General features: G+C 69.5%; 22 protein-coding genes. 5 read left to right on the forward strand and 17 right to left on the reverse strand.

Going from position 1 to position 23,880, the window contains the following annotated elements; all coding sequences use genetic code 11:
• Positions 1-97 precede the first annotated feature (97 nt).
• The 3 genes from EV137_RS05690 to gltB form a co-directional block, all read right to left on the reverse strand.
• Positions 98-1,654, reverse strand: coding sequence for a metallophosphoesterase family protein (locus EV137_RS05690; protein ID WP_238175110.1), 1,557 nt, complete (start codon positions 1,652-1,654; stop codon positions 98-100).
• Between the two features lie 85 nt (positions 1,655-1,739).
• Positions 1,740-3,206 (reverse strand): glutamate synthase subunit beta, encoded by a 1,467-nt coding sequence (locus tag EV137_RS05695; RefSeq protein ID WP_133998195.1) that lies wholly within the window; start codon positions 3,204-3,206, stop codon positions 1,740-1,742.
• Positions 3,206-7,744, reverse strand: a complete 4,539-nt coding sequence (gene gltB, locus EV137_RS05700; protein WP_134126974.1) for a glutamate synthase large subunit — start codon at positions 7,742-7,744, stop codon at positions 3,206-3,208. The genes EV137_RS05695 and gltB overlap by 1 nt, the downstream gene beginning before the upstream one ends.
• Before the next feature lie 250 nt (positions 7,745-7,994).
• Here gltB and EV137_RS05705 point away from each other — a divergent pair, with 250 nt between their 5' ends.
• On the forward strand, positions 7,995-8,843 hold the full coding sequence (locus EV137_RS05705) for an aminoglycoside phosphotransferase family protein (protein WP_134126976.1): 849 nt from the start codon (positions 7,995-7,997) through the stop codon (positions 8,841-8,843).
• Between the two features lie 185 nt (positions 8,844-9,028).
• Here EV137_RS05705 and EV137_RS05710 read toward each other — a convergent pair whose 3' ends face one another.
• Complete coding sequence (locus tag EV137_RS05710) at positions 9,029-9,835, reverse strand: protein kinase family protein (RefSeq protein ID WP_134126978.1); 807 nt, start codon at positions 9,833-9,835, stop codon at positions 9,029-9,031.
• 25 nt (positions 9,836-9,860) lie between these two features.
• Here EV137_RS05710 and EV137_RS05715 point away from each other — a divergent pair, with 25 nt between their 5' ends.
• The gene (locus EV137_RS05715) at positions 9,861-10,910 is read left to right on the forward strand and encodes a 1-aminocyclopropane-1-carboxylate deaminase (protein ID WP_134126980.1); all 1,050 of its coding nucleotides are present in this window, start codon (positions 9,861-9,863) and stop codon (positions 10,908-10,910) included.
• On the opposite strand, the gene EV137_RS05720 is transcribed toward EV137_RS05715, so the two are convergent.
• From EV137_RS05720 to hisI, 12 genes are all read right to left on the reverse strand, one after another.
• Positions 10,871-11,596 (reverse strand): VIT1/CCC1 transporter family protein, encoded by a 726-nt coding sequence (locus EV137_RS05720; RefSeq protein ID WP_238175111.1) that lies wholly within the window; start codon positions 11,594-11,596, stop codon positions 10,871-10,873. The genes EV137_RS05715 and EV137_RS05720 overlap by 40 nt on opposite strands.
• A complete protein-coding gene (gene lgt / locus EV137_RS05725; protein WP_202870818.1) occupies positions 11,589-12,602 on the reverse strand; it encodes a prolipoprotein diacylglyceryl transferase in 1,014 nt (337 codons plus the stop codon). The genes EV137_RS05720 and lgt overlap by 8 nt, the downstream gene beginning before the upstream one ends.
• Positions 12,603-12,653: 51 nt before the next feature.
• Positions 12,654-13,358, reverse strand: coding sequence for a DsbA family protein (locus EV137_RS05730; protein WP_133998211.1), 705 nt, complete (start codon positions 13,356-13,358; stop codon positions 12,654-12,656).
• Complete coding sequence (locus tag EV137_RS05735) at positions 13,355-13,861, reverse strand: MauE/DoxX family redox-associated membrane protein (RefSeq protein WP_134126982.1); 507 nt, start codon at positions 13,859-13,861, stop codon at positions 13,355-13,357. Before EV137_RS05735 ends, EV137_RS05730 begins: the two co-directional genes overlap by 4 nt.
• Positions 13,858-14,514, reverse strand: a complete 657-nt coding sequence (locus EV137_RS05740; protein ID WP_134126984.1) for an SCO family protein — start codon at positions 14,512-14,514, stop codon at positions 13,858-13,860. Before EV137_RS05740 ends, EV137_RS05735 begins: the two co-directional genes overlap by 4 nt.
• Before the next feature lie 7 nt (positions 14,515-14,521).
• The gene (trpA, locus tag EV137_RS05745; RefSeq protein ID WP_133998217.1) at positions 14,522-15,346 is read right to left on the reverse strand and encodes a tryptophan synthase subunit alpha; all 825 of its coding nucleotides are present in this window, start codon (positions 15,344-15,346) and stop codon (positions 14,522-14,524) included.
• On the reverse strand, positions 15,339-16,541 hold the full coding sequence (gene trpB / locus EV137_RS05750) for a tryptophan synthase subunit beta (RefSeq protein WP_134126986.1): 1,203 nt from the start codon (positions 16,539-16,541) through the stop codon (positions 15,339-15,341). The genes trpA and trpB overlap by 8 nt, the downstream gene beginning before the upstream one ends.
• A gap of 75 nt (positions 16,542-16,616) precedes the next feature.
• A complete protein-coding gene (trpC, locus tag EV137_RS05755; protein WP_133998223.1) occupies positions 16,617-17,423 on the reverse strand; it encodes an indole-3-glycerol phosphate synthase TrpC in 807 nt (268 codons plus the stop codon).
• 13 nt (positions 17,424-17,436) lie between these two features.
• Complete coding sequence (locus EV137_RS05760) at positions 17,437-17,691, reverse strand: HGxxPAAW family protein (protein ID WP_133998226.1); 255 nt, start codon at positions 17,689-17,691, stop codon at positions 17,437-17,439.
• Positions 17,692-17,747: 56 nt separating this feature from the next.
• Entirely contained in the window at positions 17,748-18,290 is a 543-nt protein-coding gene (locus EV137_RS05765) for a Trp biosynthesis-associated membrane protein (protein WP_133998229.1), read from the reverse strand.
• The gene (locus EV137_RS05770) at positions 18,287-19,789 is read right to left on the reverse strand and encodes an anthranilate synthase component I (RefSeq protein WP_133998232.1); all 1,503 of its coding nucleotides are present in this window, start codon (positions 19,787-19,789) and stop codon (positions 18,287-18,289) included. Before EV137_RS05770 ends, EV137_RS05765 begins: the two co-directional genes overlap by 4 nt.
• Positions 19,786-20,118, reverse strand: a complete 333-nt coding sequence (hisI, locus tag EV137_RS05775; protein ID WP_130379534.1) for a phosphoribosyl-AMP cyclohydrolase — start codon at positions 20,116-20,118, stop codon at positions 19,786-19,788. Before hisI ends, EV137_RS05770 begins: the two co-directional genes overlap by 4 nt.
• A gap of 64 nt (positions 20,119-20,182) precedes the next feature.
• Between hisI and EV137_RS05780 the strand changes: the two genes are divergently transcribed.
• Positions 20,183-21,289 carry a dipeptidase gene (locus EV137_RS05780; RefSeq protein ID WP_134126988.1) on the forward strand — a complete coding sequence of 369 codons (1,107 nt, stop codon included), beginning with the start codon at positions 20,183-20,185 and terminating at the stop codon, positions 21,287-21,289.
• On the opposite strand, the gene EV137_RS05785 is transcribed toward EV137_RS05780, so the two are convergent.
• The gene (locus EV137_RS05785) at positions 21,286-22,152 is read right to left on the reverse strand and encodes a GNAT family N-acetyltransferase (RefSeq protein ID WP_238175112.1); all 867 of its coding nucleotides are present in this window, start codon (positions 22,150-22,152) and stop codon (positions 21,286-21,288) included. The two genes, EV137_RS05780 and EV137_RS05785, sit on opposite strands and share 4 nt — an antisense overlap.
• 213 nt (positions 22,153-22,365) lie before the next feature.
• Between EV137_RS05785 and EV137_RS05790 the strand changes: the two genes are divergently transcribed.
• Positions 22,366-23,373 carry a hypothetical protein gene (locus EV137_RS05790; RefSeq protein ID WP_134126992.1) on the forward strand — a complete coding sequence of 336 codons (1,008 nt, stop codon included), beginning with the start codon at positions 22,366-22,368 and terminating at the stop codon, positions 23,371-23,373.
• Between the two features lie 123 nt (positions 23,374-23,496).
• Complete coding sequence (locus tag EV137_RS05795; protein ID WP_133998244.1) at positions 23,497-23,811, forward strand: Fe-S cluster assembly protein HesB; 315 nt, start codon at positions 23,497-23,499, stop codon at positions 23,809-23,811.
• Positions 23,812-23,880 lie beyond the last annotated feature (69 nt).

The following is a 23,880-nucleotide window of genomic DNA, read 5'->3' on the forward strand; positions in this document are numbered from 1 at the left end:
CACAAAACCCTACTCCTGCAAACCACTGGGTCCGCTGGTCCGCCCCCGTTACTGGACAGTTAACAGTAGAAGACGAGCAGCGGCATCGCCTGAATCGTCAAGAACCCAAGGGGGTGTAGGGCCCGACGGTCACGTCGCCGCTGGGCTGGGCGGTGACCGCCTGCAGACCGACCGGAAGGCCCTTCTGGTAGGTGATCAGGGTGACCTCACCCGGTTTGCGCAGTGTGTAGCCCAGCGCGAAGGCGTACGCCGCTCCCCCGGTCGTCCCGTTCGTGTACGTCGTGACCGCGCGGTTGTCGACCACCCGGTGTTCGGGCCCGACCTGGCGATGCAGATGACCGGACAACAGCAACGTCGCGCACCCTCGCGCCGCGGTGTCGGCGAACGACGACGGGTCGTGCACCACCATCGTCGAGATCCGCTTGTCCTCCGGCTGGTCGCAGGCGATGTCCGCGAGCCGCTGCGACTGGTGCTCGATGGTCTCGTCGCCCGGGCTGTCCGCGCTGCCCAGTCCGGTGCGCGTCGGGTCGCTGTCGCCGAGGAACCGGATCCCCTCGACCTCGACCGGCTTGCTGTCGAGCACGGTGAACCCGGCCTTGCGCATGGACCCCTCGATGTGGCCGCCGGCGTCGTGGTTGCCGGCCACCGCGACCACCTTGAAGTCCTTGAAGTGCTGCCGCAGCGAGTTGATGCTGAATGCTTCCCAGCTCTGCCCGGACGAGGTGTCGTCACCCGCGTCGATGAGCAGCTTTGCGCCGCCCGCTTTGGCCACCGCGGCCGCGAAGCCGTCGATCCCGATGTTGTCGTGCCGGTCCGAGACCAGCAGGGCGACCTTCTCGTTCTCGTTCGGCTGGTGCAGTTGCGGTGCGACGTCGGCGACCCGGTCCTTGAGCCTGCCGTACAGCTCGGTGGACTTGCGGTACGTCTCGACCAGCGTGCGGATCACGCCGACCCCGCCGGTGGTGGAGAACCCGGACGCGACCTCGACCGTCTTCAGCCGGTCGTCGAACGACATCTCCGGCAGCAGCTTGAACAACGGCTGCCACTGCGTCGGCGGTACGTCGGGCTGCCGCATCCGTCCCGGTCCGTAGATCGACGCGATCGTGATCAGCATCGCGACCAGGACGACGATCATCCGGTGCTCGGTCCGGCGTTCGTGCCGATGCACCAGGTGCCACAGTTCGCTCCGGCGCCGTGCCCCGAGAGCCGTCCACAGGGTCGCGACCACCACCACGACGAGCAGGCCGGACCCGGCCCCGGCGACCGCGTTGTCGACCGCCATCTCCTGGACGACCTGCTGGATCCGCCCGATCTCACCGTCGGGCTGGGAGGCGATCAGGGTGTCGCGGGTGAGCAGCTCGGTGAGGTTGCCGGCGTCGGTCTCCTGGACGTCGACGTTGACGCCGATGCCGCCGGGCGCGTTCGTCGGGATCCGCAACCGCGGCAGTACTGCGCCGAGGTCGACGGTCGCGTGCCCGTCGAACGTCGGCGACACCGTCGCCGCGTGGGCGCCGATCGTGACCCGCTCGGAGTCGTTCACGAACCCGAACAGTCCCACGAGGACCGAGGTCAGGACGAAGAGCAGGCTCAACCCGGCCCACGGCACAACCGCCCGCAGCCGCTCCTTCGTCACCAGCCGTACCACCACACTCACCAACCTACCGAGAAGCCCCACCTCGAGCACCGACCACCGTTTCCCTGCCGGGTTTGGTTGCCTGGGGCCCAAGGTGGGGCTGCTGTCAGACTGCGAGGGGGCGGGCGGTGGGCGGGATCGGTGTCGGGAGCGTCGACGATCCGGTGAGGTGCGCGTCGACGCCGCCGGCACAGGAACGGCCTTCGGCGATGGCCCATACGATCAGCGACTGGCCGCGGCCGGCGTCACCGCAGGCGAAGACACCCTCGACCGAGGTCTGGTACCGGTTGTCCCGCTTCACGTTGCCGCGCTCGTCGAGCTCGACCCCGAGCTGCTCGAGGAAACCCTCGCGCTCCGGGCCGACGAAGCCCATCGCCAGCAGCACGAGCTGCGCCGGGATGGTCCGCTCGGAGCCCTCGACCGGGGTGAACTTCCCGTCCTTGAACTCCACCTCGACCAGGTTCAGCCCCGAGACGTTGCCGTCGGCATCGGCCTCGAAGTTCACCGTGGAGACGGCGTACACCCGGTCGCCGCCCTCCTCGTGCGCGGAGGCGACCCGGTAGATCATCGGGTACGTCGGCCACGGCTGGTGGCCCGGGCGGTCGTCGCCGGGTCGCGGCATGATCTCCAGCTGGGTCACCGTCCGCGCGCCCTGCCGGTGCGCCGTACCGAGACAGTCGGCGCCGGTGTCGCCGCCGCCGATGATCACCACGTCCTTGCCGGTCGCGACGATCTGGTTCTCGACGGTCTGCCCGAGCGCGGCCCGGTTGGACTGCGGCAGGTACTCCATCGCCTGGTGGATGCCGCCGTACTCACGGCCCGGCACCGGCAGGTCACGGGCCGCCGTGGCACCGGTCGCGATCACCACCGCGTCGTACCGCTGCTTGAGCTGGGTCCCCGTGACGTCCACGCCGACGTTGACGCCGGAGCGGAAGACCGTGCCCTCCTCCTTCATCTGCTGGATGCGCCGGTCGACCTGGATCTTTTCCATCTTGAACTCGGGAATGCCGTACCGCAGCAGGCCGCCCGGGGCGTCGGCGCGCTCGTACACCGCGACCGTGTGCCCCGCGCGGGTCAGCTGCTGCGCGGCGGCCAGTCCGGCGGGACCGGACCCGACGACCGCGATCGTCTTGCCGGTCAGCCACTCCGGCGGCTGCGGGTTGACGTCACCGGTCTCCCAGGCCTTGTCGATGATCGCGACCTCGACGTTCTTGATCGTCACCGGGTCCTGGTTGATGCCCAGGACGCAGGACGTCTCGCACGGCGCCGGGCAGAGCCGCCCGGTGAACTCCGGGAAGTTGTTGGTCGCGTGCAACCGCTCGATCGCACTCGACCAGTCGTCCCGCCAGACCAGGTCGTTCCACTCCGGGATCAGGTTTCCCAGCGGACAGCCGCTGTGGCAGAACGGGATACCGCAGTCCATGCAGCGGCCGGCCTGCTTGGTGATGATCGGCAGCAGCGCCTTGCCGGGACCGCCGGGGTAGACCTCTTTCCAGTCCTTGACCCGCTCCTCGACCGGCCGCCGGTCGGCGACCTCCCGCGGGGTGGTCAGGAATCCCTTGGGGTCAGCCATCAGATGGCCTCCATCATCGCTCGCGTGGTGGCATCCTCGTCCAGCCCGTCGCGCTCGGCGGCCGCCTTGGCCGCCAGCACCCGGGCGTAGTCGCGGGGCATCACCGTGGTGAACCTGGCAGCAGCGGCCGGCCAGTCGGCGAGCAGCTTGGCCGCCCGCTCCGAACCGGTCTCCTCGAAGTGCCTGCGGACCAGGTCGTGCAGCAGTTCGGACTCGTCCGTGGTGACCGGGTGCAGATCCACCAGCTCCGGGTTCACCAGGGTGTGGTCCAGGTCGAGCACGTGGGCCACGCCGCCCGACATGCCCGCCGCGAAGTTCCGGCCGACGGCGCCGAGTACGACGACGCGCCCACCGGTCATGTACTCGCACGCGTGGTCGCCGACCGACTCGACGATCGCGGTCGCGCCGGAGTTCCGGACGCAGAACCGCTGGCCGGCGCCGCCGCTGATGAACAGTTCGCCGGACGTCGCGCCGTACGCGATCACGTTGCCGGCGATGATCTGGTCGGCAGCGTCGAACCGGGCGCGCCGGTCGGGCCGGATGACGACCCGGCCGCCGGACAGTCCCTTGCCGACGTAGTCGTTGGCGTCGCCCTCGAGGCGCAGGGTGACACCGCGCGGGACGAAGGCGGCGAACGAGTTGCCGGCCGACCCGGTGAAGGTGAGGTCGATGGTGCCGTCGGCCAGTCCGGCCGCGCGGTACCGCTTGGTGATCTCGTGGCCGAGCATCGTGCCGACGGTCCGGTTGACGTTGCGGATCGCGAGCTGTGCCCGGACCGGTTCGCCGTTGTCCAGCGCGGGCTGGCAGATCCGGATCAGCTCGTTGTCGAGGGCCTTGTCCAGACCGTGGTTCTGCTCGATGGTCTGGTGCAGCGACGCGCCCTCGGGCAGCGCCGGCACGTGCAGGATCGGCGACAGGTCGAGCCCGTCGGCCTTCCAGTGGTCGACGGCGCGCTCGATGTCGAGTACTTCGGCGTGCCCGATCGCCTCGTCCAGCGTCCGGAACCCGAGCTCCGCTAGGTACTCGCGGACCTCCTCGGCGATGAACTCGAAGAAGTTCACGACGAACTCGGGCTTGCCGCTGAACCGCTCCCGCAGCACCGGGTTCTGGGTCGCGACCCCTACCGGACAGGTGTCCAGGTGGCAGACCCGCATCATGATGCAGCCCGACACCACCAGCGGAGCGGTCGCGAAACCGTACTCCTCCGCGCCGAGCAGCGCCGCGACGATCACGTCCCGACCGGTCTTCAACTGACCGTCGGTCTGTACGACGATTCGGTCCCGCAAACCGTTCAGCAGCAGGGTTTGCTGCGTCTCGGCCAGACCCAGCTCCCACGGCCCGCCCGCGTGCTTCAGCGAGGTCAGCGGCGCCGCACCGGTACCGCCGTCGTGGCCGGAGATCAGTACGACGTCCGCGTGCGCCTTGGAGACACCGGCCGCGATCGTGCCGACGCCGACCTCGGAGACCAGCTTCACGTGGATCCGCGCCTGTGGGTTCGCGTTCTTCAGGTCGTGGATCAGCTGCGCCAGGTCCTCGATCGAGTAGATGTCGTGGTGCGGCGGCGGCGAGATCAGGCCGACGCCCGGCGTCGAGTGCCGGGTGCTGGCGACCCACGGGTACACCTTCGGGCCGGGCAGCTGCCCGCCCTCACCGGGCTTCGCGCCCTGCGCCATCTTGATCTGGATGTCGTCGGAGTTCGTCAGGTACTCCGCGGTGACGCCGAAGCGGCCGGACGCGACCTGCTTGATCGAGCTCCGCCGGGCCGGGTCGTACAACCGGTCGGCGTCCTCGCCGCCCTCACCGGTGTTCGACTTGCCGCCGAGCTGGTTCATCGCGATCGCCAGCGTGGTGTGCGCCTCGGCGCTGATCGAGCCGTAGCTCATCGCACCGGTGGAGAACCGCTTGACGATCGCACTGACCGGCTCGACCTCGTCGATCGGGATCGGCTGCCGGTCACTCTTGAACCCGAACAGGCCGCGCAGCGTCATCAGCCGCTCGGACTGCTCGTCGACCCGCGACGTGTACTGCTTGAAGATGTCGTACCGCCCGGTCCGGGTGCTGTGCTGCAGCCGGAAGACCGTCTCCGGGTCGAACAGGTGCGGCTCGCCCTCGCGGCGCCACTGGTACTCGCCGCCGATCTCGAGCTTGCGGTGCGCCGGCAGGATGCCGTCGGCCGGGTACGCGCGCAGGTGCCGGCGGCGTACCTCCTCGGCGATCGTGTCCAGCCCGACGCCGCCGATCCTGGACGACGTACCGGTGAAGTAGATGTCGACCAGGAACGGGGACAGCCCGTTCGCCTCGAAGATCTGGGCGCCGGTGTACGACGCGACCGTCGAGACACCCATCTTCGACATGACCTTGAGCACGCCCTTGCCGAGCGACTTCACGACGTTGCGGATCGCCTGCTCCGGCTCGATACCGGGCAGGTACGTGCCCTGGCGGCACAGGTCCTCGACGGACTCGAGCGCCAGGTACGGGTTGATCGCGGCCGCGCCGTACCCCATCAGGAGCGCGACGTGGTGCACCTCGCGGACGTCACCGGCCTCGACGACGAGACCGACCTGGGTGCGGGTCTTCTTCCTCACCAGGTGGTGATGAACCGCCGCGGTCAGCAGCAGCGACGGGACCGGCGCGCTGTCGGCGTTCGAGTGCCGGTCGGACAGCACCAGGATGCGGGCGCCGTCACGGATCGCGGCGTCGGCCTCGGCGCAGATCTCGTCGAGGCGTGTGCGGAGCGCCTCACCCCCGCCTTCGACGTCGTACACGCCGCGCAGGACCGTGGTGGCCAGGCCGGGCATGTCGCCGTCGAGGTTGATGTGCCGGAGCTTGGCCAGCTCGTCGTTGGTGATCACGGGGAACGGGATCACCACCTGCCGGCAGGAGGCCGGGCTCGGGTTGAGCAGGTTGGACTCCGGGCCGAGGCTGGACGACAGCGAGGTCACCAGCTCCTCGCGGATCGCGTCCAGCGGCGGGTTCGTGACCTGTGCGAACAGCTGCGCGAAGTAGTCGAACAGGAGCCGCGGCCGGTCGCTCAGGACGGCGATCGGCGTGTCGGTGCCCATCGAGCCGATCGGCTCCGCGCCGGACTTCGCCATCGGGGTGAGGATGACGCGCAGCTCCTCCTCGGTGTACCCGAAGACCTGCTGGCGCCGGGTCACCGACGCGTGGCTGTGCACGACGTGCTCCCGCTCGTGCAGGTCCTCGAACCGGATCAGGCCGGCGTGCAGCCACTCGTCGTACGGGTGCTCTGCTGCGAGCGCGTTCTTCACCTCGGCGTCGGTGATGATCCGGTGCGCGTCGACGTCGACCAGGAAGATCCGGCCCGGCTCGAGCCGGCCCTTCTCGGTCACGGTGGCCGGGTCGATGTCCAGGACGCCGGCCTCGGAGGCGAGGACGACGAGACCGTCGTCGGTCACCCAGTACCGCGAGGGCCGCAGGCCGTTGCGGTCCAGGACCGCGCCGACCTTGGTGCCGTCGGAGAAGACGACCGACGCCGGGCCGTCCCAGGGCTCCATCAGCGTCGAGTGGAACTCGTAGAACGCGCGCCGCTTCGGGTCCATCGTGGTGGCGTTCTCCCACGCCTCCGGGATCATCATCAGCATCGCGTGCGGCAGCGAGCGGCCGCCGAGGTGCAGGAGCTCGAGAACCTCGTCGAACGACGCCGAGTCCGAGGCGCTCGGCGTACAGATCGGGTAGAGCTGCTCGAGGTCGCCCGGGATCAGGTCGCTGGAGAGCAGCGCCTCGCGGGCGCGCATCCAGTTCCGGTTGCCCTGGACGGTGTTGATCTCACCGTTGTGGGCGATGTAGCGGTACGGGTGGGCCAGTGGCCAGGACGGGAACGTGTTCGTCGAGAACCGCGAGTGCACGATCCCGATCGCGGAGGCGAGGTCGGGGTCGGTCAGCTCGGGGAAGAACTTGTCCAGCTGGTCGGTGGTCAGCATCCCCTTGTAGGTGATGGTCCGGCCGGACAGCGACGGGAAGTACGTCTCGGTCTCCTTCTCGGCGCGCTTGCGCAGCCGGAAGGCCATCCGCTCCAGCGCCAGGCCGAGCACGCGGCCCGCCTTCGCCGTCACGAAGAGCTGCTTGAAGGTAGGCATCACCGAGCGTGCGGTGGCGCCGAGCAGATCGGGGTTGGTCGGGACGTCGCGCCAGCCGACCACGGCCAGGTCCTCCTCGGCCGCCAGCTCCTCGATCCGCGCGATCGCCTTCGCGGCGTCGTCGGGATCGGCGGGCAGGAAGGCGATACCGGCCGCGTAGCTGTGCGGCGCGGGCAGCTCGAACTCGCACACCTTGCGGTAGAAGGCGTCCGGGACCTGGATCAGGATGCCGGCGCCGTCACCGGAGTCGGGCTCGGCACCGGACGCGCCACGGTGCTCGAGGTTCCGCAGGGCGGTCAACGCCTTGGCCACGATGTCGTGGCTCGGTACACCGGTCAGGGTCGCGACGAAAGCGACTCCACAAGCGTCGTGCTCATGGTTTCCGTCGTACAGGCCCTCGCTGGGGCGGTGCCGGTTTTGGGCAGGGGGGACACCAAACATTCAGGAGCTCCCGTCGTCCTACGGTCAACACAACTGGCCGCGGGACAACACTGGCCCAAGCCGGGAGTCCCGAGACTACCTCATGACGCCCGCCAGTTGGACTTCCTGTCCATCACGAAACGCCTTGATAACCCTCCGTAAGCAAGCGCTCACTATGGCCTCCCATCATCCCAGCCCACCTCCGTCACAGCCACCCACACCCGCTCGAAATTCACCTGCTGAGACCGCGAGATCCTGATAGGCCAGCTCTATGCCCTGGCACCCCTCCCTCGACTGGCAACCGCTGACTGCCGGCACAGGCCAAGCCACCGGTGGGGTCTGGCGAACCCCCGACGGCGTGGTGGTGAAGCGCCTGGTCCCCGGCGTACGGGACCCACGTCACCACGCCTACTGGGAACGGCAGGCGCTGGTGGCCGAGTCCGGCGTGGTTGCTGGTACGGCGGGAGTTCGCGCACCCGCCTGCCTCGGTGTCGAGCGGGATGCCGACGGGATCACGCTGCGGATGGCGTACACGCCTCCCACTGAGTGGGCTCCCGAGGCGCTGGCCGGGGCTCTGGGGCGGTTTGCGGCCTCCTCCTTAGAAGAGCCCGCCTGGGGCGCTCGCGACGTACTGCGGGACCGTCTGGGGACTGTGGAGCGGCGCGGCGGGTGGACGTCGCTGAGCCGCGCGGGGGTCGCGTCGCCCGCGATTGACGAGCTGTGGAGGCTGCGGGACAGCGCGCTGGCAGTGCTGGATGACCTGCCTCGGGTGCCAACGCATGGTGACGCACATCCGATGAACCTGCTCGGCCGCGCGGGTGACGACGTGGTCGCGATCGACTGGGAGCAGTTCGGCCTGGGCCCGATCGGCTTCGACCTCGGCTACTTGCTCCTCGCCGTCGACGTACCGCTGGACGAACTGGTGGCGGCGCATGGCGGCGACATGGCTGCTGTACGACGTGGAGCTGTCCTGACTGCGGCGTACACCGTCGTTTCACGCGCAGCCTGGTCGCTCACCCAGCCGCATCCCGGGGATCACGTGAGGCACATGCTCGACCTGTCCGCAGTTGTGGAGGAAGCTGCCGGCCAGATCTGTGGGTGGAGTGGACCAATCGGGTGATAAATCTGCGCGATGGTTTGGCAACCGGAGCGTGACTGGAACCTGCTCACCGTGGGCAACGGACCGGCGGACGGCTCGTCCATGGCGACGCACAGTGCAGCTACGTGGCCGGCCGATTCGGTACGGCGAGGCGCCGTGCTGATCGCTGCCGTCACCCTGGTCGCGCGCGCGGCGTGGGCGCTCGGTCAACCCGACCCTGGGGTGCATGTGGAGCGGTTGGTCACGCTGTCGGCGGTCGTGGACGAAGCGGTCAGCCACCTGTCGTAGAACGCCTGGTAGCTGGGAAAGCGAGCGGTCGTCGCCTCGAGCAGGACGGCGTGCAGCGCGGGCGGCGGCTCCGGCAGCAGGACCAGCGCGGTGCGAGCCATGACGTACGCCGTCGTACGGCTGTCGACAGGTGCTCCGAGAGTGAGCTCCTCGGGAGCCATGAAGCGCTCGGATCCGAACATACGGCCCATGGTGTTGCGGTACGGGCCGCGGTGGTAGGTGTCGAGGTCGATCGCGGTGAGCCGACGGGCAGCGAAGTCGTAGAGCAGGGCGCCGTCGTAGAAGTCGCCCTCGACCCAGCCGGCCGAGTCCAAGGCGACATGCAGCTCGTACAAGTCGCCGAGGGCGGCCAGGATCTCCTCGGTGGGCAGCGCCCGGAAACGCTCGCGGGCCGGCGGGTCGTGCAGCAGGTCGCCGTCGCGCCACTCGTAGACGAGCAGCGGACCGGCCGGCGACTCGATCACGGTGTGCAGCGCCGGCATCGTGTGGTGCGTGACCGAAGCCGCGAGCTCCGCCGCAGTACGCAGGAGTGCGACGCGGCCGTCGAAGTCGAGGTACGGCCTGGTGTACGAGGGGTCGCCTGCGGTCTTGACGAAGTACCGGGCGTCGTCGGTCTGTACGCCGTACGCGATGTTGCCGGAGTCCTGGGTGTCGAAGCGGGTGAAGATGGTGCCTAGCTGATCGAGGTACGTGGCCGGAGGGACGTCGATCTCACCGGGGAACATCCGCCGATCGTAGTGGGAGGAACTGATGGGACTCAGCGATTTTCCGCGGTACCCGTTGTTGTTCGGGCCAAGTCCGGTGCATCCGCTCGAACGGCTGAGTGCGTACCTGGGTGGGGCGAAGGTGTGGGCGAAGCGGGAGGACTGCAACTCGGGGCTCGCGTACGGCGGGAACAAGACCCGGAAGCTGGAGTACCTGATCCCGGACGCGCTGGCGCAGGGCGCCGACACGCTGGTGTCGATCGGCGGGTACCAGTCGAACCACACCCGCCAGGTGGCCGCCGTCGCGTCGAAGGTCGGGCTGAAGGCGGTGCTGGTCCAGGAGAACTGGGTGAACTGGCCGGACGCCCTCAACGACCGGGTCGGGAACATCCTGCTCAGCCGGATCATGGGCGCGGAAGTACGCCTCGACCCGGCCGGATTCGGGATCGGGTTCAAGGACAGCTGGAAGCAGGCGCTCGCGGACGTCGAGGCTCGCGGAGGTACGCCGTACGCGATCCCGGCCGGTGCTTCGGACCATCGGCTCGGCGGACTCGGGTTCGCGCAGTGGGCGTACGAAGTGGAGCAGCAGGAGCGGGAGCTGGGGGTCTTCTTCGACACGATCGTGGTCTGCTCGGTGACCGGGTCGACGCACGCCGGGATGATCGCCGGCTTCGCGGGCCAGGACCGCCCGCGGCGGGTGATCGGGATCGACGCCAGCGCCAAGCTCCAGGAGACCCGCGACCAGGTCGAACGGATCGCCCGCGCCACCGCGGAACTGATCGACCTCGGCAGGGACCTCCGCGCCGACGAGATCACCGTCCTGGAGGGCTGGGCCGGCGACGAGTACGGCGTACCCGTGCAGTCGACCCTCGACGCGATCCGGCTGACCGGTCAGCTGGAGGGGATGATCATCGACCCGGTCTACGAAGGAAAGTCCATGGCCGGCCTCATCGACCTGATCAGCACCGGCGACATCCCCAAGGACTCAACCGTCCTCTACGCCCACCTCGGCGGCCAACCCGCCCTGAACGCCTACAGCAGCCTGTTCACGCACACTCAGCCGATGCCGGGGCCGACGAGTGTGCCGACGAAGTAGGTGAGGCCCGCGGCCGCGGCGCCGAGGAGGAGTTGGCGGAGGCCGGAGTACCACCAGGAGCGGCTGGTGACGCGGGAGACGACGGCGCCGCAGACGAAGAGGGCGGTCAGCGACAGGATCAAGGAGGGTATGACGGAGCCCGCGCCGAACAGGTACGGCGCCAGCGGGATCAAGGCGCCGATGGCGAAACAGATGAACGACGAGGCGGCCGCGACCACCGGGTTCGGGAGGTCGCCGGGGTCGATACCGAGTTCCTCGCGGACGTGCTCCTCGAGCGCCTGGTCCGGGTCGGCGTGGAACTGCTTCGCGACCTTGCTGGCCAGGTCCGGGTCGAGACCCTTCGCCCGGTAGGTCTCGGCGAGCTCGATCTCCTCGTCGAGCGGGTGCTTCTTGATCTCCGCGCGCTCGACCTCGATCTCCGCACGGGCCAGCTCGCGCTGGGAGGCGACCGACGTGTACTCCCCCGCCGCCATCGAGAAGGCGCCGGCGGCGAGACCCGCGAGGCCGGCCAGCACGATGAACTTCGAACCGGAGCTGGTGCCGCCGTCCATGCCGGCGATCAGCGCGAAGTTCGACACCAGGCCGTCCATCGCGCCGAACACCGCCGGGCGCAGCCAGCCGCCGTTCACATCACGGTGCGTGTGGTCCCCGTGATGTTCGGCTGAAACCTCCGGCGTCTCAGTCACGAGACCCGTCGTCGAACTCGGACCCGTTGGTGCTCCCAGCCTTGGCCGGTGCCGCCTCCTCCGCCTCGTCAGCAGCGGTTTCGTCAGCAGCGGCTTCGGGCTCGGTGGTTTCGGGCTCGGTGGTTTCGGGGTTTTCGGTAGCAGGGGTCTGGCCGGCGGCGGGGCCGGTCGCGATGTCCTCCTGGCCAGGGCGCGTGCGGGCGCTGACGACGAAGGCGACGACGGCCAGGACGAACAGGATGATCGCGGTCCACACGTTCAGCCGCAGGCCGAGGAAGTGGTTCACGGTGTCGATGCGCATGTTCTCGATCCACGCGCGGCCGGCGGTGTACGCCGCGACGTACAGGAAGAACGCCCGTCCGTGACCGAGTTTGAACCGGCGGTCGGCGAGCAGAATGAGCGCGACCACACCGAGGTTCCAGACCGCTTCGTAGAGGAACGTCGGGTGGAACGTCGCGAAGTCGGCGTACCCGGCCGGCCGGTGGTCCGTCGAGATCTCCAGGCCCCACGGCTTGGTCGTCGGGCCGCCGAACAGTTCCTGGTTGAAGTAGTTCCCGAACCGGCCGAAGATCTGCGCCAGCGCGATCCCCGGCGCCATCGCGTCCGCGACCGCCAGGAACGGCACCTTGGCCCGCCGGCAGGCGATCCAGGCGCCGAGCGCGCCGAAGCCGACCGCACCCCAGATGCCGAGCCCGCCGTGCCAGATCTTCAGCGCGTCGATCGGGTGCTTGCCCTCGCCGAAGTACAGCTCGGCGTCGGTGATCACGTGGTAGATCCGCGCACCGACCAGCCCGAACGGGATCGCCCAGAACATGATGTCGGCGAGCACCGTGGCCGAGCCGCCGCGCGCCACCCAGCGCCGGCGACCGAGCCAGTAGCCGACGAAGATGCCGGCCAGGATGCAGAGCGCGTACGCGCGGATCGGCAGACCGAGGACGTGCCAGACACCTTGGCTCGGGCTGGGGATGAACGCCGGCACTGTCACGGCGAGACTCAGACTAGACATGGCAAAGGGGAACGCTACTCGACCCGTCAGACCACGGCCACAAACCCCGGGTCACGATGCGATCGCGTCGACGGCCTTCTGCAGGCCCTCGGCGGTGAGCTGGTCGGTCTCGAGCTGCTTGCCGTTGACGTAGACGGTCGGCGTACCGGTCACGCCCCGGTCGTCGGCCGACTTGCCCACGGACTCCAGCCAGCTCGCGTACGTGTTGTCCTGCACGGCCTGCTGGAACTTCGCGTCGCCGACCCCGAGCTGCTTGCCGAGCTCCAGCAGCTGGTCGGTGGTCCAGGACTTCGAGAAGTCGCCGTACAGCTCGTCGACGAAGCTCAGCGCCTTGCCGTTCGCGGCCGCCGCGGCGAACGCGTTCGCGAGTCGCGGTGAGGCGTCCGGGTTCACGAACTGCAGCGGCCAGTACGTGAGCGTCGCCGTACCGTCCTGGACCAGCTTGTCCACGGTTGCGCCGCTGGCTTCCTCGAACTCCGCGCAGTGCGGGCAGCGGAAGTCGAGGTACAGGTCGATGTTGACCTTCGCGCCGGGCTTGCCGACCGTCACGCCCTTGCCGGACGTGCCCGGACCGGTGACGACCGCGGGCTCCGGGCGCCCGTTGGAGCTCACCTCGACCTTGGAGTGGCCGCGGTAGTACTGCACGCCGACACCGGCGCCGAGGGCCAGCACCAGGACGATCACCACGATGATCCCGGGTGAGATCCGGCGCTTGGGCTGCAGCAGCGGATTCCCAGGGGAATTGGTCTTGCTCACGACGCGGTGACTCCTTGCGGTCCTGTGTCCGGTCCTGTGTCCGGCCCTGTGTCCGGTTCTGATACGACAGCGAACTTACTGGTGGGCTTCAACCAGAGCCAGCCGGCCAGCACCAGCAGCCCGAGATCGCGGAGGATCTCCTGCAGGTACTTCGTTTGTCCCGGGGCGACCTCACCGCCGCCGCCGAAGCAGCCGCAGTCGATCGACAGGCCGCGGGCCCACGCGGACGACACCGCGGCGATGAACACGATCAGGAAAACACCCGCGGCCACCGCGGAGGCGCGGACACCGAAGCCGATGATCAACAGCAACCCGATCGCGATCTCCAGGAACGGCAGCCCCCAGCCGACCGGCTCCACCAGGGCCGACGGGAGCAGCTCGTACGCGCGGACCGCCTGCGCCGCGGTCTCCGGATCGGTCACCTTCAGCGCGCCGGCGACCAGCATCACGCCGCCGAGCATCAGCCGCGCCACCAGGGAAACCCAGGGAATCCACGGCTTCACCGGTTGTCCTCCACCAGCTTCCCGAAGTCGTGCGCCAGGTCGCCGATGGCGGCGTTCGACAGCCAGAGCACGTTCGCCTTGTCGTTCTTCCCGAAGCCGATCACCTGCGCTCCGTGAGCGACCTCGTACCCGCCGGACGGAAGCCTCTGCATCCCTTCCACCGGTACGCCGACGGCCTTCGCGATGTCCTTGATCGACGTCAGCGATCCGGTCAGCCCGACGAACGCCGGGTCGAACCGGTCCAGGTACTTGCGGATCACCGGCCCGGTGTCGCGCGCCGGGTCGGTGGTGATGAACAGCATCTGGATCTGGTTCTGCACCTGGTCGTCGAGCTTGGTGAGCGCGGACGCCACGTCGGCCATCACCGTCGGGCACACGTCCGGGCAGTTCGTGTACCCGAAGAACACCAGCGTGACCGGCTTCTTGGTGGAGGTGACCAGGTTGAACGGGTTCCCGGCGGTGTCGGTCAAGGTGGCCGCGGGCATCGTGTACGGCCGGTCGAGGGTTGCACCGCGCAACCCGTTCAGGTCCTGGCTGCTGCGGATGATCGCGCCGCCGGGGTTGTCCGGCTTCTCATCCTTGCCGCTGCAGCCCGCGAGGGCGAGCAGAGCCACCGCCGCCAGGAGCAGGACAGCGTTCCTCGATCGACTCACGGCGGTTCTAACGTCCGGCGGTCGCGCGGGGTTCCCGGCGGACGCCTTCGGCCAGGGCCTCTGTGAGCTTGCGAACACCCGCGGGGCCGCCGTCCTGGAGTGCCTTGACGAGGGCCGCACCAACGATCGCCGCATCCGCGAACGCCGCCACACCGGCTGCCTGGTCGCCGTTCGAGATGCCGAGACCGACGCCGACCGGCAGGCCGGTCGCCGACTTCACCCGGGCCACCAGCGGCGCCGCGAGATCCGACGGCTTGTCCCGCGCACCGGTGACACCCATCACAGCGGTCGCGTAGACGAAGCCGCGGCAGTTGGCCGTCGTCATCGCGATCCGCTCGTCGGTCGACGACGGCGAGACCAGGAACACCTTGTCCAGCTCGTTCTTGTCTGCGGCCGCGATCCACTCCGCGCCCTCGTCCGGGATCAGGTCGGGCGTGATCAGCCCCGCTCCCCCGGCGGCGGCGAAGTCGGCCGCGAACCGGTCCACGCCGTACCGCTCGATCGGGTTCCAGTACGTCATCACGAGCAGCGGTACGTCGGAGTACGCCGCGACCTTCTCGACCGTGCTGAGTACGTCGCGGGTCCGCAGCCCGCCGGCCAGCGCGACCTCGGTCGCCCGCTGGATCGTGACACCGTCCATCACCGGATCGCTGTACGGCAGGCCGATCTCGACGACGTCGACGCCGCCGTCGATCAACGCCTTGATCCCGTCCACGCCACCGTCGTACGACGGGAAGCCTGCCGGCAGGTACCCGATCAGGGCGCCGCGGCCCGCGTCGTTCGCCTTCCGGATCGCGACCCCGGCCTTGCCCAGGGCAACCACATCACTCATCAGAACCCCCCAGGCCGAACCAGGTCGCGGCCGTATCCATGTCCTTGTCGCCGCGGCCGGACAGGTTCACCAGGATGGAAGCCTGAGGCCCCAGTTCCTTGGCGATGTCGAGCGCGCCCGCGACCGCGTGCGCGGACTCGATCGCCGGGATGATGCCCTCGGTCCTGGACAGCAACCGGAACGCCTCCATCGCCTCGGCGTCGGTGATCGGCCGGTACGTCGCCCGCCCGGTCTCCGCCAGCCACGCGTGCTCCGGTCCGACACCCGGGTAGTCCAGTCCCGCGGAGATCGAGTGCGACTCGATCGTCTGCCCGTCGTCGTCCTGCAGCAGGAACGACCGCGCACCGTGCAGTACGCCGACCTGCCCGGCGGTGATCGTCGCCGCGTGCCGCCCGGTCTCGAACCCGTCGCCGCCCGGCTCGATGCCGTACAGCTTCACGTCCTCGTCCGGGATGAAGGCGGTGAACAGACCGATCGCGTTCGACCCGCCGCCGACCGACGCGACCGCGGCGTCCGGCAGCTTGCCCAGCAGAGCGAGCGACTGCTCTCGCGCCTCGTCGCCGATCCCGCGCACGAAGTCGCGGACCATTGCCGGGAACGGGTGCGAACCGGCCGCCGTACCGAGGATGTAGTGGGTCTTGTCGACGCTGGCGACCCAGTCGCGCAGCGCCTCGTTGATCGCGTCCTTGAGCGTCCGGCTGCCGGTCTTCACCGAGATCACCTCGGCGCCGAGCAGCCGCATCCGGGCCACGTTCAGCGCCTGCCGCTCGGTGTCGACCTCGCCCATGTAGACCACGCACTCCAGGCCGAGGTACGCGCACGCGGTCGCGGTCGCGACGCCGTGCTGCCCGGCGCCGGTCTCTGCGATCACCCGCGGCTTGCCCATCCGCTTGGTCAGCAGTGCCTGGCCGATCGCGTTGCGGATCTTGTGCGCGCCGGTGTGGTTGAGGTCCTCGCGCTTCAGCAGGATCCGCGCACCGGCGACGTCCGACAGCCGGGTCGCGTCGTACAGCAGGCTCGGGGCGCCGATGTACTCGCGCAGCATCCGCTCGAACTCGCCGGTGAACTCCGGGTCGGCCATGGCGTCCCGCCAGGCCTGGGTGAGTTCGTCGAGCGGCGCGATCAGCGCCTCCGGCATGAACCTGCCGCCGAAGCGGCCGAAGTGCCCGAACTGGTCGGGCAGCACAGTAGACATCCGACAAACCTTCCAACCCGGCCTTGTGGCACGGGAGAGTTGCTGTCCCGTGCCGTTTGGACCGGCCGGGAAGGGCTAGTGCCGCTGCTGGATGGCGGGGTGCGATCCGGCGGCGACGAGATCGGCGACCGAGGCGCGAGGATCGCGGCCGGTCACCAGAGTTTCACCGACGAGGACGACATCGGCCCCGGCGCGCGCGAACTCGATTACATCACGTGGACCGCGGACCCCGGACTCGGCCACCCGGACGAGCTCGGTCGGGATCGTCGGCGCGACCCGGGCGAAGGTGTCCCGGTCGACCTCGAGAGTCTTCAGGTTCCGGTTGTTCACGCCGATGAGCTGGGCGCCGGCGTCCACCGCACGCCGGGTCTCCTCCTCGTCGTGCACCTCGACCAGCGGGCACAGGCCGATCGAATGGGCCCGCTCGATCAGCGAGACCAGTGCCTCCTGCTCCAGCGCCGCCGCGATCAGCAGCACCATGTCGGCGCCGGCCGCCCGGGCCTCCCAGAGCTGGTACGACGAGACGATGAAGTCCTTGCGCAGCACGGGTACGTCGACCCGGCCGCGGACGGCACGGAGGTCGTCGAGGCTGCCGTTGAACCGGCGCTCCTCGGTCAGCACCGAGATCGCCGCGGCGCCGCCCAGCTCGTACTCACCGGCCAGCGCAGCCGGGTCGGTGATCTCGGCCAGCTCGCCCTTGGACGGGCTGGACCGCTTCACCTCGGCGATGATCGCGATTCCCTCGCCGCGGAACACCGGCATCGGGTCCTTGGCGTCGGGCTTGCGCTGGGCCTCGAGCTTCAGGTCGTCCAGGCTGACCAGCGCCTGGCGCTCCGCGAGGTCCTCCCGGACCCCCGCGAGAATGTCGTCAAGCACAGTCATGTCCGTCCGCCCTTCAGTGGTCGCCGTCGGCCGGGACCCCGAAGCCGAGCAGCTGCAGCACCTTGCCGGCCAGCGCCCCCAGCACCGCGATCCCGACGGAGATCCAGAACAGCACCCAGTTCGGTCCCAGCACCATGGCGATGGCGCCGACCGTGAACGCGACCAGCACGATCGCCACCGCCGTCCACGCAGCCGGGCTGTTGCCGTGCAGATCGTGCGGAGCTTCCTCGGTCCGAGCTGCCCCTTGATCCGCCACCGTATTGTCCATAGTTGGCGCCACTCCTCCTCGTCGTCCCGTCCTATTGTGGCGGTAGCCCGCCGACATCAGAGAGTCGGGTCCTCCCCGGCGTCGATCGCCTTCCACTGATCCGCCCCCTGATCCGACCTGGCGGTGGCCGGGTCACGCTCGTAACGCTGGGTCGCGCTGCGCCAGCGGTGCGCCGTCAGCACGGTGAGCAGACCGGCCGCGACGAGCGCGATTCCGCCGCCCAGGGCGAACCACGGCGCCGGGCCTCCGGTCTGCACGACCTGATCGGTCAGTACGGCGCTGAGCACCGGCCGGATCCGGCTCAACTCGGCGCCGTCGGGCCGCACCAGCAGCGCGACGGCGACCGCGATCGCACCCAGCACCACGACAAGAGCACCGAGCAGGCGGCGCAGCGCCGTACCTGCGAGTTTGGTGATCACCACCGCCACCAGCGACGCGAGCGCCAGCGCGACCGGGGCCTTGGTGATCGTGTAGCCGTTGAAGACCTCGTCCACGCGACCGGTGCCCGGGTTGACCGACACCCAGGTCAGGTACGCCGAGAGGCCGAGCAGGACGACCGCCACCAGGGTCAGCAGGTCGACCAGCCGTTGCGGCTTCATCCGTCCGCCAGGACGTCGCTGAACGTTCCGGCGACCGCGATCGCGTTCAGGACGGCGGCCGCCTTCGTCCGGCACTCGGCGTCCTCCGCGGCGGGATCCGAGTCCGCGACGATCCCGGCTCCGGCCTGGACGTACGCCGTACCGCCGCGCAGCACCGCGGTGCGGATGGCGATCGCGGTGTCGGCGTCGCCGGCGAAGTCCAGGTAGCCGACCACACCGCCGTACACCCCACGCCGGGTGACCTCGAGCTTGTCGATGATCTCCATCGCGCGCGGTTTCGGTGCCCCCGACAACGTGCCCGCGGGGAACGCGGCGGTGAGCGCGTCGAAGGCCGTCATGCCGGCCTTGAGCTGCCCGGTGACCGTCGACTCCAGGTGCATCACGTGGCTGTAGCGGCGGACGTCCATGAAGTCGACGACCTCGACCGTGCCGGGCGCGCAGACCTTGCCGACGTCGTTGCGGCCGAGGTCCACGAGCATCAGGTGCTCGGCGCGTTCCTTCACGTCCGCGCGCAGCTCCTCCTCCAGCGCGTGGTCCTCCTCCGGCGTCGCGCCGCGGCGGCGGGTGCCGGCGATCGGGTGCAGGATCACCTTGTTCTCGGTGACCTTGACCAGTGCCTCCGGGCTGGAGCCGACGATGTCGAAGCCGTCCAGGCGGACCAGGTACATGTACGGGCTGGGGTTCGAGCGCCGCAGCACCCGGTAGATGTCGAGCGCGGAGGCGCTGCTCTGCAGCTCGAACCGCTGCGAGACGACGATCTGGAACGCCTCGCCGGCGCGGATCTCCTCCTTCGCGTCCTCGACCGCTTGGCGGTACTCGGCGCTGGAGCGCTGCCGGTGCGGGTCCGGCTGGGCCTGCCGGTCCGCGTGCACGACGTACGACGGGGTGGGCCTGGCGAGGTCGCGCTCCATGGCGTCCAGGCGGCGTACGGCGTCGGCGTAGGCCTCGTCGACGCGCTCGTCGGAGTCGTCCCAGTTGACCGCGTTCGCGATCAGCCAGATCTCACCGGTCTCGTGGTCGAGCGCGGCCAGGTCGGTGGCGAACAGGAACGTGAGCTCGGGCAGGCCGAGGTCGTCGGTGGTCGTGTCCGGCAGGCGCTCGAGGCGGCGTACGGCGTCGTACCCGAGGAAGCCGACCATGCCGCCGGTCAGCGGCGGCAGGTCCGGCAGCCGCGGCGTGTGCAGGATCTCGAGCGTCTCGCGCAGCGCCTTCAACGGGTCGCCGGTCTGCGGCAGGCCTACGGGCGGGTTGCCGGTCCAGACGGCCTCGCCGTTGCGTTCGGTGAGGGTCGCGGAGGAGCGGACACCGATGAACGAATACCTGGACCAGACGCCGCCGTTCTCCGCCGACTCCAGCAGGAACGTGCCTTCCCGTTCGGCCGCGAGCTTGCCGTACACGCCGATCGGGGTCTCCGCGTCGGCCAGCAGCCGCCGCGTCACCGGGATGACCCGGCGGTCCTTCGCGTACTCGCGGAACGTCTCGAGCGCCGGCGCCGTCACGCTGCCTTCACCTCGATCTCGCCGTGCTCGAAGCAGCTGCGGGTCCCGGTGTGACAGGCGGGGCCTTCCTGGTCGACGAGGACCAGCAGGGTGTCGGCGTCGCAGTCGACGAGGATCTGCTTGACGTGCTGACGGTGGCCGCTGGTTTCGCCCTTCACCCAGTACTGCTGCCGGCTGCGCGACCAGAACGTGCTCCGCCCGCTCTCCGCGGTACGGCGCACCGCCTCGGCGTTCATCCAGCCCACCATCAGGACCTCGCGCGTGTCGTACTGCTGCACCACTGCCGGGATCAGACCGGCCGCGTCGAAGGTCAACTCGTCGATAATCACCCGCCCATTGTCCCCGATCCGGGGTTGCCTTCTGACCACGGTCCCGAACTGCGAGGATGGCGCAATGACTAGTGAGGCGCGGATCGAGGCGCTGCTGGCGGAGCATCCGGTGATCGACGGGCACAACGACCTGCCGATCGCGTTCTACGAGCTGTGCGGGTACGACCTGGACGCGTACGACCTGGCCGGTTCGGTGCCGCAACTCCACACGGACCTGCCGCGGCTGCGCGCGGGCCACGTGGGTGCGCAGTTCTGGTCCCTGTGGGTGCCGCAGGACGAGCACGCGGTACGGCGTACGTTCGAACAACTCGACTTCGTCCGGCGACTCGTCGAGCGGTTCCCGTCGGACCTCCAACTGGCGGATACCGCCGACGACGTGGACGCGGCGATCAAGGCCGGCCGGGTCGCGTCGCTGATGGGGATGGAGGGCGGCCATTCGATCGGTGAGTCGCTCGGCGTGCTGCGGGTGATGCGCGCGCTCGGCGTGCGGTACATGACTCTGACCCACAACAACAACGTGTCCTGGGCGGACTCGGCGACCGACGAACCGGTGCTCGGCGGGCTGAACGAGTTCGGCGAGGACGTCGTCCGGGAGATGAACCGGATCGGCATGCTGGTCGACCTGTCGCACGTCTCCGCGGACACCATGCGGCACGCGCTGCGGGTGACGAGTGCGCCGGTGATCTTCAGCCACTCGTCTGCGCGCGCGGTCTGCGACGTACCGCGGAACGCGCCGGACCACGTCCTCGAGACGCTGACCGGCAACGACGGCGTCTGCATGGTGACGTTCGTGCCGTACTTCACCTCCCAGGCGTACGTCGACTGGCTCGACGGGATGCACGCACTGGCAAAGGAGCACGGCCTCGAGGCACCTGAGCATCGCGAGAAGGTCGAGGCGATGTACGGCGTGCCGCGGCCGGAGGTCACGCTCGCGGACGTGGTCGAGCATGTCGAACACGCCCGCGAGGTCGCGGGGGTCGACCACATCGGTCTCGGCGGGGACTACGACGGCTGCCCCGAGTTCCCGGTCGAGCTGCCGGACGTGGCGTCGTACCCGGTGCTGTTCAGCGCGCTGGCCGACCGCGGCTGGAGCGACGAGGAGCTCGGCAAACTTGCCGGAGGCAACATCCTGCGCGTGCTCCGGGCCGCGGACGACGCAGCTACCGCCTAGGCGTCCCGGTACTGGGAGCGGATCTCGTCCTGGGGTTCGAGCCCGGCGGCCTGGTACGTCGCGACCGCGCCGACGTTCGTTGCCGGGGTGACCGTGTAGACGCTGGACGCCCCCATCTCCTGGAGCGTGCGGGCGCAACCGAGGACCATCGCGGTGCCGTACCCGCGGCCGCGGTGCAGGCGGTGGACGCCCATCGGCTCGATGTAGCCGGGGCGTCCCTCGCCGGCCGACCAGACGGTGGCGGCGGCAACGGATTCGCCGAGCTCGTTGCGGAGCACGAGATCGCGTGCGTCGGCGTACGGCAGGCCGTCGGCCATCGCGAACCAGCGGTCGTCGGTGAACGTCGACCCGTCGAACGACGCCCGCTGTACGCCGGTCCGCTCGTGAGCCTCCTCCGGGCCGATCACGTCGATCCGTACCCCCGGATCCGGCACCGGGTCGGTCAGGTCGCGCCACACCGGGACCCACGGCACGTCCGCATTCCAGCCGTCCTTGAACAGCAGGTCCTGGACGAGCGCTCCCATCGGCGTCTCGACGTACACCTTGCCCTCGATCAGCACACCCCGCGCGGGCTCCGACACGTCCTCGGCGATCCGGTGCGCGAGCTCCTCGTCACGCTGGAGGTCCGGCTCGATCGCCATCCGCAGCCAGTCCGGCTCGTCGAGCATCCCGATCGCGACGATCTCCCCGCCCCGCCGCCAGATCCGGGTCGCCGCCGCGGTCCGCTCCTCGCCGAACCGCCAGAACCACCCGAGATCCCCCGGATGCAACTGCGACGCCACCCCTTCCCGCTGCCACTCCCGCAGCACCCCCACGACATCCCCCAACTCCCCGGCCCCCGCCGTAACCATCTCAATACCCATCCCCCGATCACACACCATCGGCCCCACCCCCCGCACCCCACTTCCAGCCCCGGCACCCGACTTTGAGGCCCCACCAACCACCCCACCGCCACCTTGAGCCTCCACCAACCAAAATCCGCCGCGAGATTTGGGTGGCCCGTGCTCAAAGACGTTTTCCACAGGTCGGTGGGTAACGGGGTGCGGGGGTGATGTGGGTGGAGGGAGGGTGGTGGGATGGATCGGCTTGATCATGGGGTGCGGGAGCGGCTGGCTGTGGTTGCGCGGACTCCGCAGCGGCGCGCCGCCCTGCGTGAGCTCGGGCTCGGTGACGCCGACCTCCGGAGGCTGGTACGGCGTGGTGCTCTGCGACACCACCACGGCCATTACGTCGACGGGCGTCTCGATGAGCAACTCGCGGCGATCGCCTGCGCACATGCGGCGTACCCGGGCTCTGTCGTGAGTCACTTCAGCGCCGCCCGGCTGGCCGACATCCCGGTGTGGACCGACCGCGGCCGCCCGAGTGGCGTCCCGATCGATGCCGCGTGGCTGACCCGTCCGCCGGAAGCCCCGCGCAATCAGCGACGCGCGGACATCGTCGTACGGCGTGCCGGCCTGACGGTGGCTGACCTGTCACATCACTTGTGGCTACCGGTCACCTGCAGCGCCCGGACCGTGCTCGACCTCGCCCGGGAACTGCCGCTGCGCGAGTCGATCGTCACGGTCGACGCCGCGTTGCGTAGCGGTACGGCGATGGCGGACCTGCACGCAATGGCCGAACGCCAGGAGCATTGGCCCGGCATCCGGCGAGCACTGTCGGCCATCGCGTTCGGTGACCCCGCGTCGGAGTCCCCTTTGGAGTCGATCGCCCGGGCCAGGTTCGCGGCCGCCGGTCTGCCTTCTCCCGTTCTCCAAGTGCAGTTCTTCGACGGCTTCGACTGGATGCTCGAGCGGGTTGACTTCTGGTGGCCGTGGTTTCGTACGGTCGGGGAGGCGGACGGGCTTGCGAAGTACGAAGCAAGCAGCCCGGAGGAGCGTCGGCGTCTGCTGCGCCGGAGCCACCGGCGTGACCAGCGGCTCAGTGACCGTGGCGTCGAACTCGTTCACTTCGGTTGGGAGGACGTGGTCGATCCGAGGTCGGATCTGATCGATCGCTTCCGAGCGGCCTTTGCGCGCGGCGAGGCGCGTCACACCGAGCCACCCCACTGGCGTACCGCTCCGCCGCCGCACGTCGATGCCGCGTGACCTTGAGCACGGGCCAGCCGTTTTCGAGGCGCGTCCGTGGTTGGTGGGTGCTCGAGGAGTGTTTGAGGTTTCGGTGGTCGGGCACGGGGCGTGGGCTAGTGACAATCGACGGATGGAGTGGCTGTGCTGACCCTGACTGAGAACGCGACGCTGGTGATCAAGAGCATCACCGGGGTCGAGGGCGCGCCGGACGGGGCCGGGGTGCGGATCTCGCAGGAGAACCCGGCGGATCCGGCGCTCGCGGTGACCACGACCGAGGCTCCGCAACCGGGTGACCAGGTCGTCGAGGACGCGGGTGCCCGGGTCTTCCTCGAGCAGAACGCCGCGAACGCGCTCGACGACAAGATCCTGGACGCGGCGGTCGACGACAAGGGCGGTGTCGAGTTCCTGCTGGTACCGCAGCCGGGCCCGAGCAACGGCGCGGCCCCGACCCCCTGAGCCAACCACGTTTGCCTGGTCGGCCAGGCAAATGAGGGGTTCTACACCCTGAAAGTGGGTGACAAACCC

Origin of the sequence: Kribbella pratensis (genome assembly GCF_004366075.1) — a bacterium.
Classification (GTDB): Bacteria; Actinomycetota; Actinomycetes; order Propionibacteriales; family Kribbellaceae; genus Kribbella; species Kribbella pratensis.

Excerpts from the sequence above, each read along its gene's own strand:
- EV137_RS05790 (WP_134126992.1), top strand. The coding sequence starts at position 22,366 with ATGGATCGGCTTGATCATGGGGTGCGGGAGCGGCTGGCTGTGGTTGCG.
- EV137_RS05765 (WP_133998229.1), bottom strand. The coding sequence starts at position 18,290 with ATGAAGCCGCAACGGCTGGTCGACCTGCTGACCCTGGTGGCGGTCGTC.
- EV137_RS05760 (WP_133998226.1), bottom strand. The coding sequence starts at position 17,691 with ATGGACAATACGGTGGCGGATCAAGGGGCAGCTCGGACCGAGGAAGCT.
- trpA (WP_133998217.1), bottom strand. The coding sequence starts at position 15,346 with ATGAGTGATGTGGTTGCCCTGGGCAAGGCCGGGGTCGCGATCCGGAAG.
- gltB (WP_134126974.1), bottom strand. The coding sequence starts at position 7,744 with ATGTTTGGTGTCCCCCCTGCCCAAAACCGGCACCGCCCCAGCGAGGGC.
- EV137_RS05705 (WP_134126976.1), top strand. The coding sequence starts at position 7,995 with ATGCCCTGGCACCCCTCCCTCGACTGGCAACCGCTGACTGCCGGCACA.
- EV137_RS05715 (WP_134126980.1), top strand. The coding sequence starts at position 9,861 with ATGGGACTCAGCGATTTTCCGCGGTACCCGTTGTTGTTCGGGCCAAGT.
- EV137_RS05710 (WP_134126978.1), bottom strand. The coding sequence starts at position 9,835 with ATGTTCCCCGGTGAGATCGACGTCCCTCCGGCCACGTACCTCGATCAG.
- lgt (WP_202870818.1), bottom strand. The coding sequence starts at position 12,602 with ATGTCTAGTCTGAGTCTCGCCGTGACAGTGCCGGCGTTCATCCCCAGC.
- EV137_RS05695 (WP_133998195.1), bottom strand. The coding sequence starts at position 3,206 with ATGGCTGACCCCAAGGGATTCCTGACCACCCCGCGGGAGGTCGCCGAC.
- EV137_RS05785 (WP_238175112.1), bottom strand. The coding sequence starts at position 22,152 with ATGGGTATTGAGATGGTTACGGCGGGGGCCGGGGAGTTGGGGGATGTC.
- trpB (WP_134126986.1), bottom strand. The coding sequence starts at position 16,541 with ATGTCTACTGTGCTGCCCGACCAGTTCGGGCACTTCGGCCGCTTCGGC.
- EV137_RS05780 (WP_134126988.1), top strand. The coding sequence starts at position 20,183 with ATGACTAGTGAGGCGCGGATCGAGGCGCTGCTGGCGGAGCATCCGGTG.
- trpC (WP_133998223.1), bottom strand. The coding sequence starts at position 17,423 with ATGACTGTGCTTGACGACATTCTCGCGGGGGTCCGGGAGGACCTCGCG.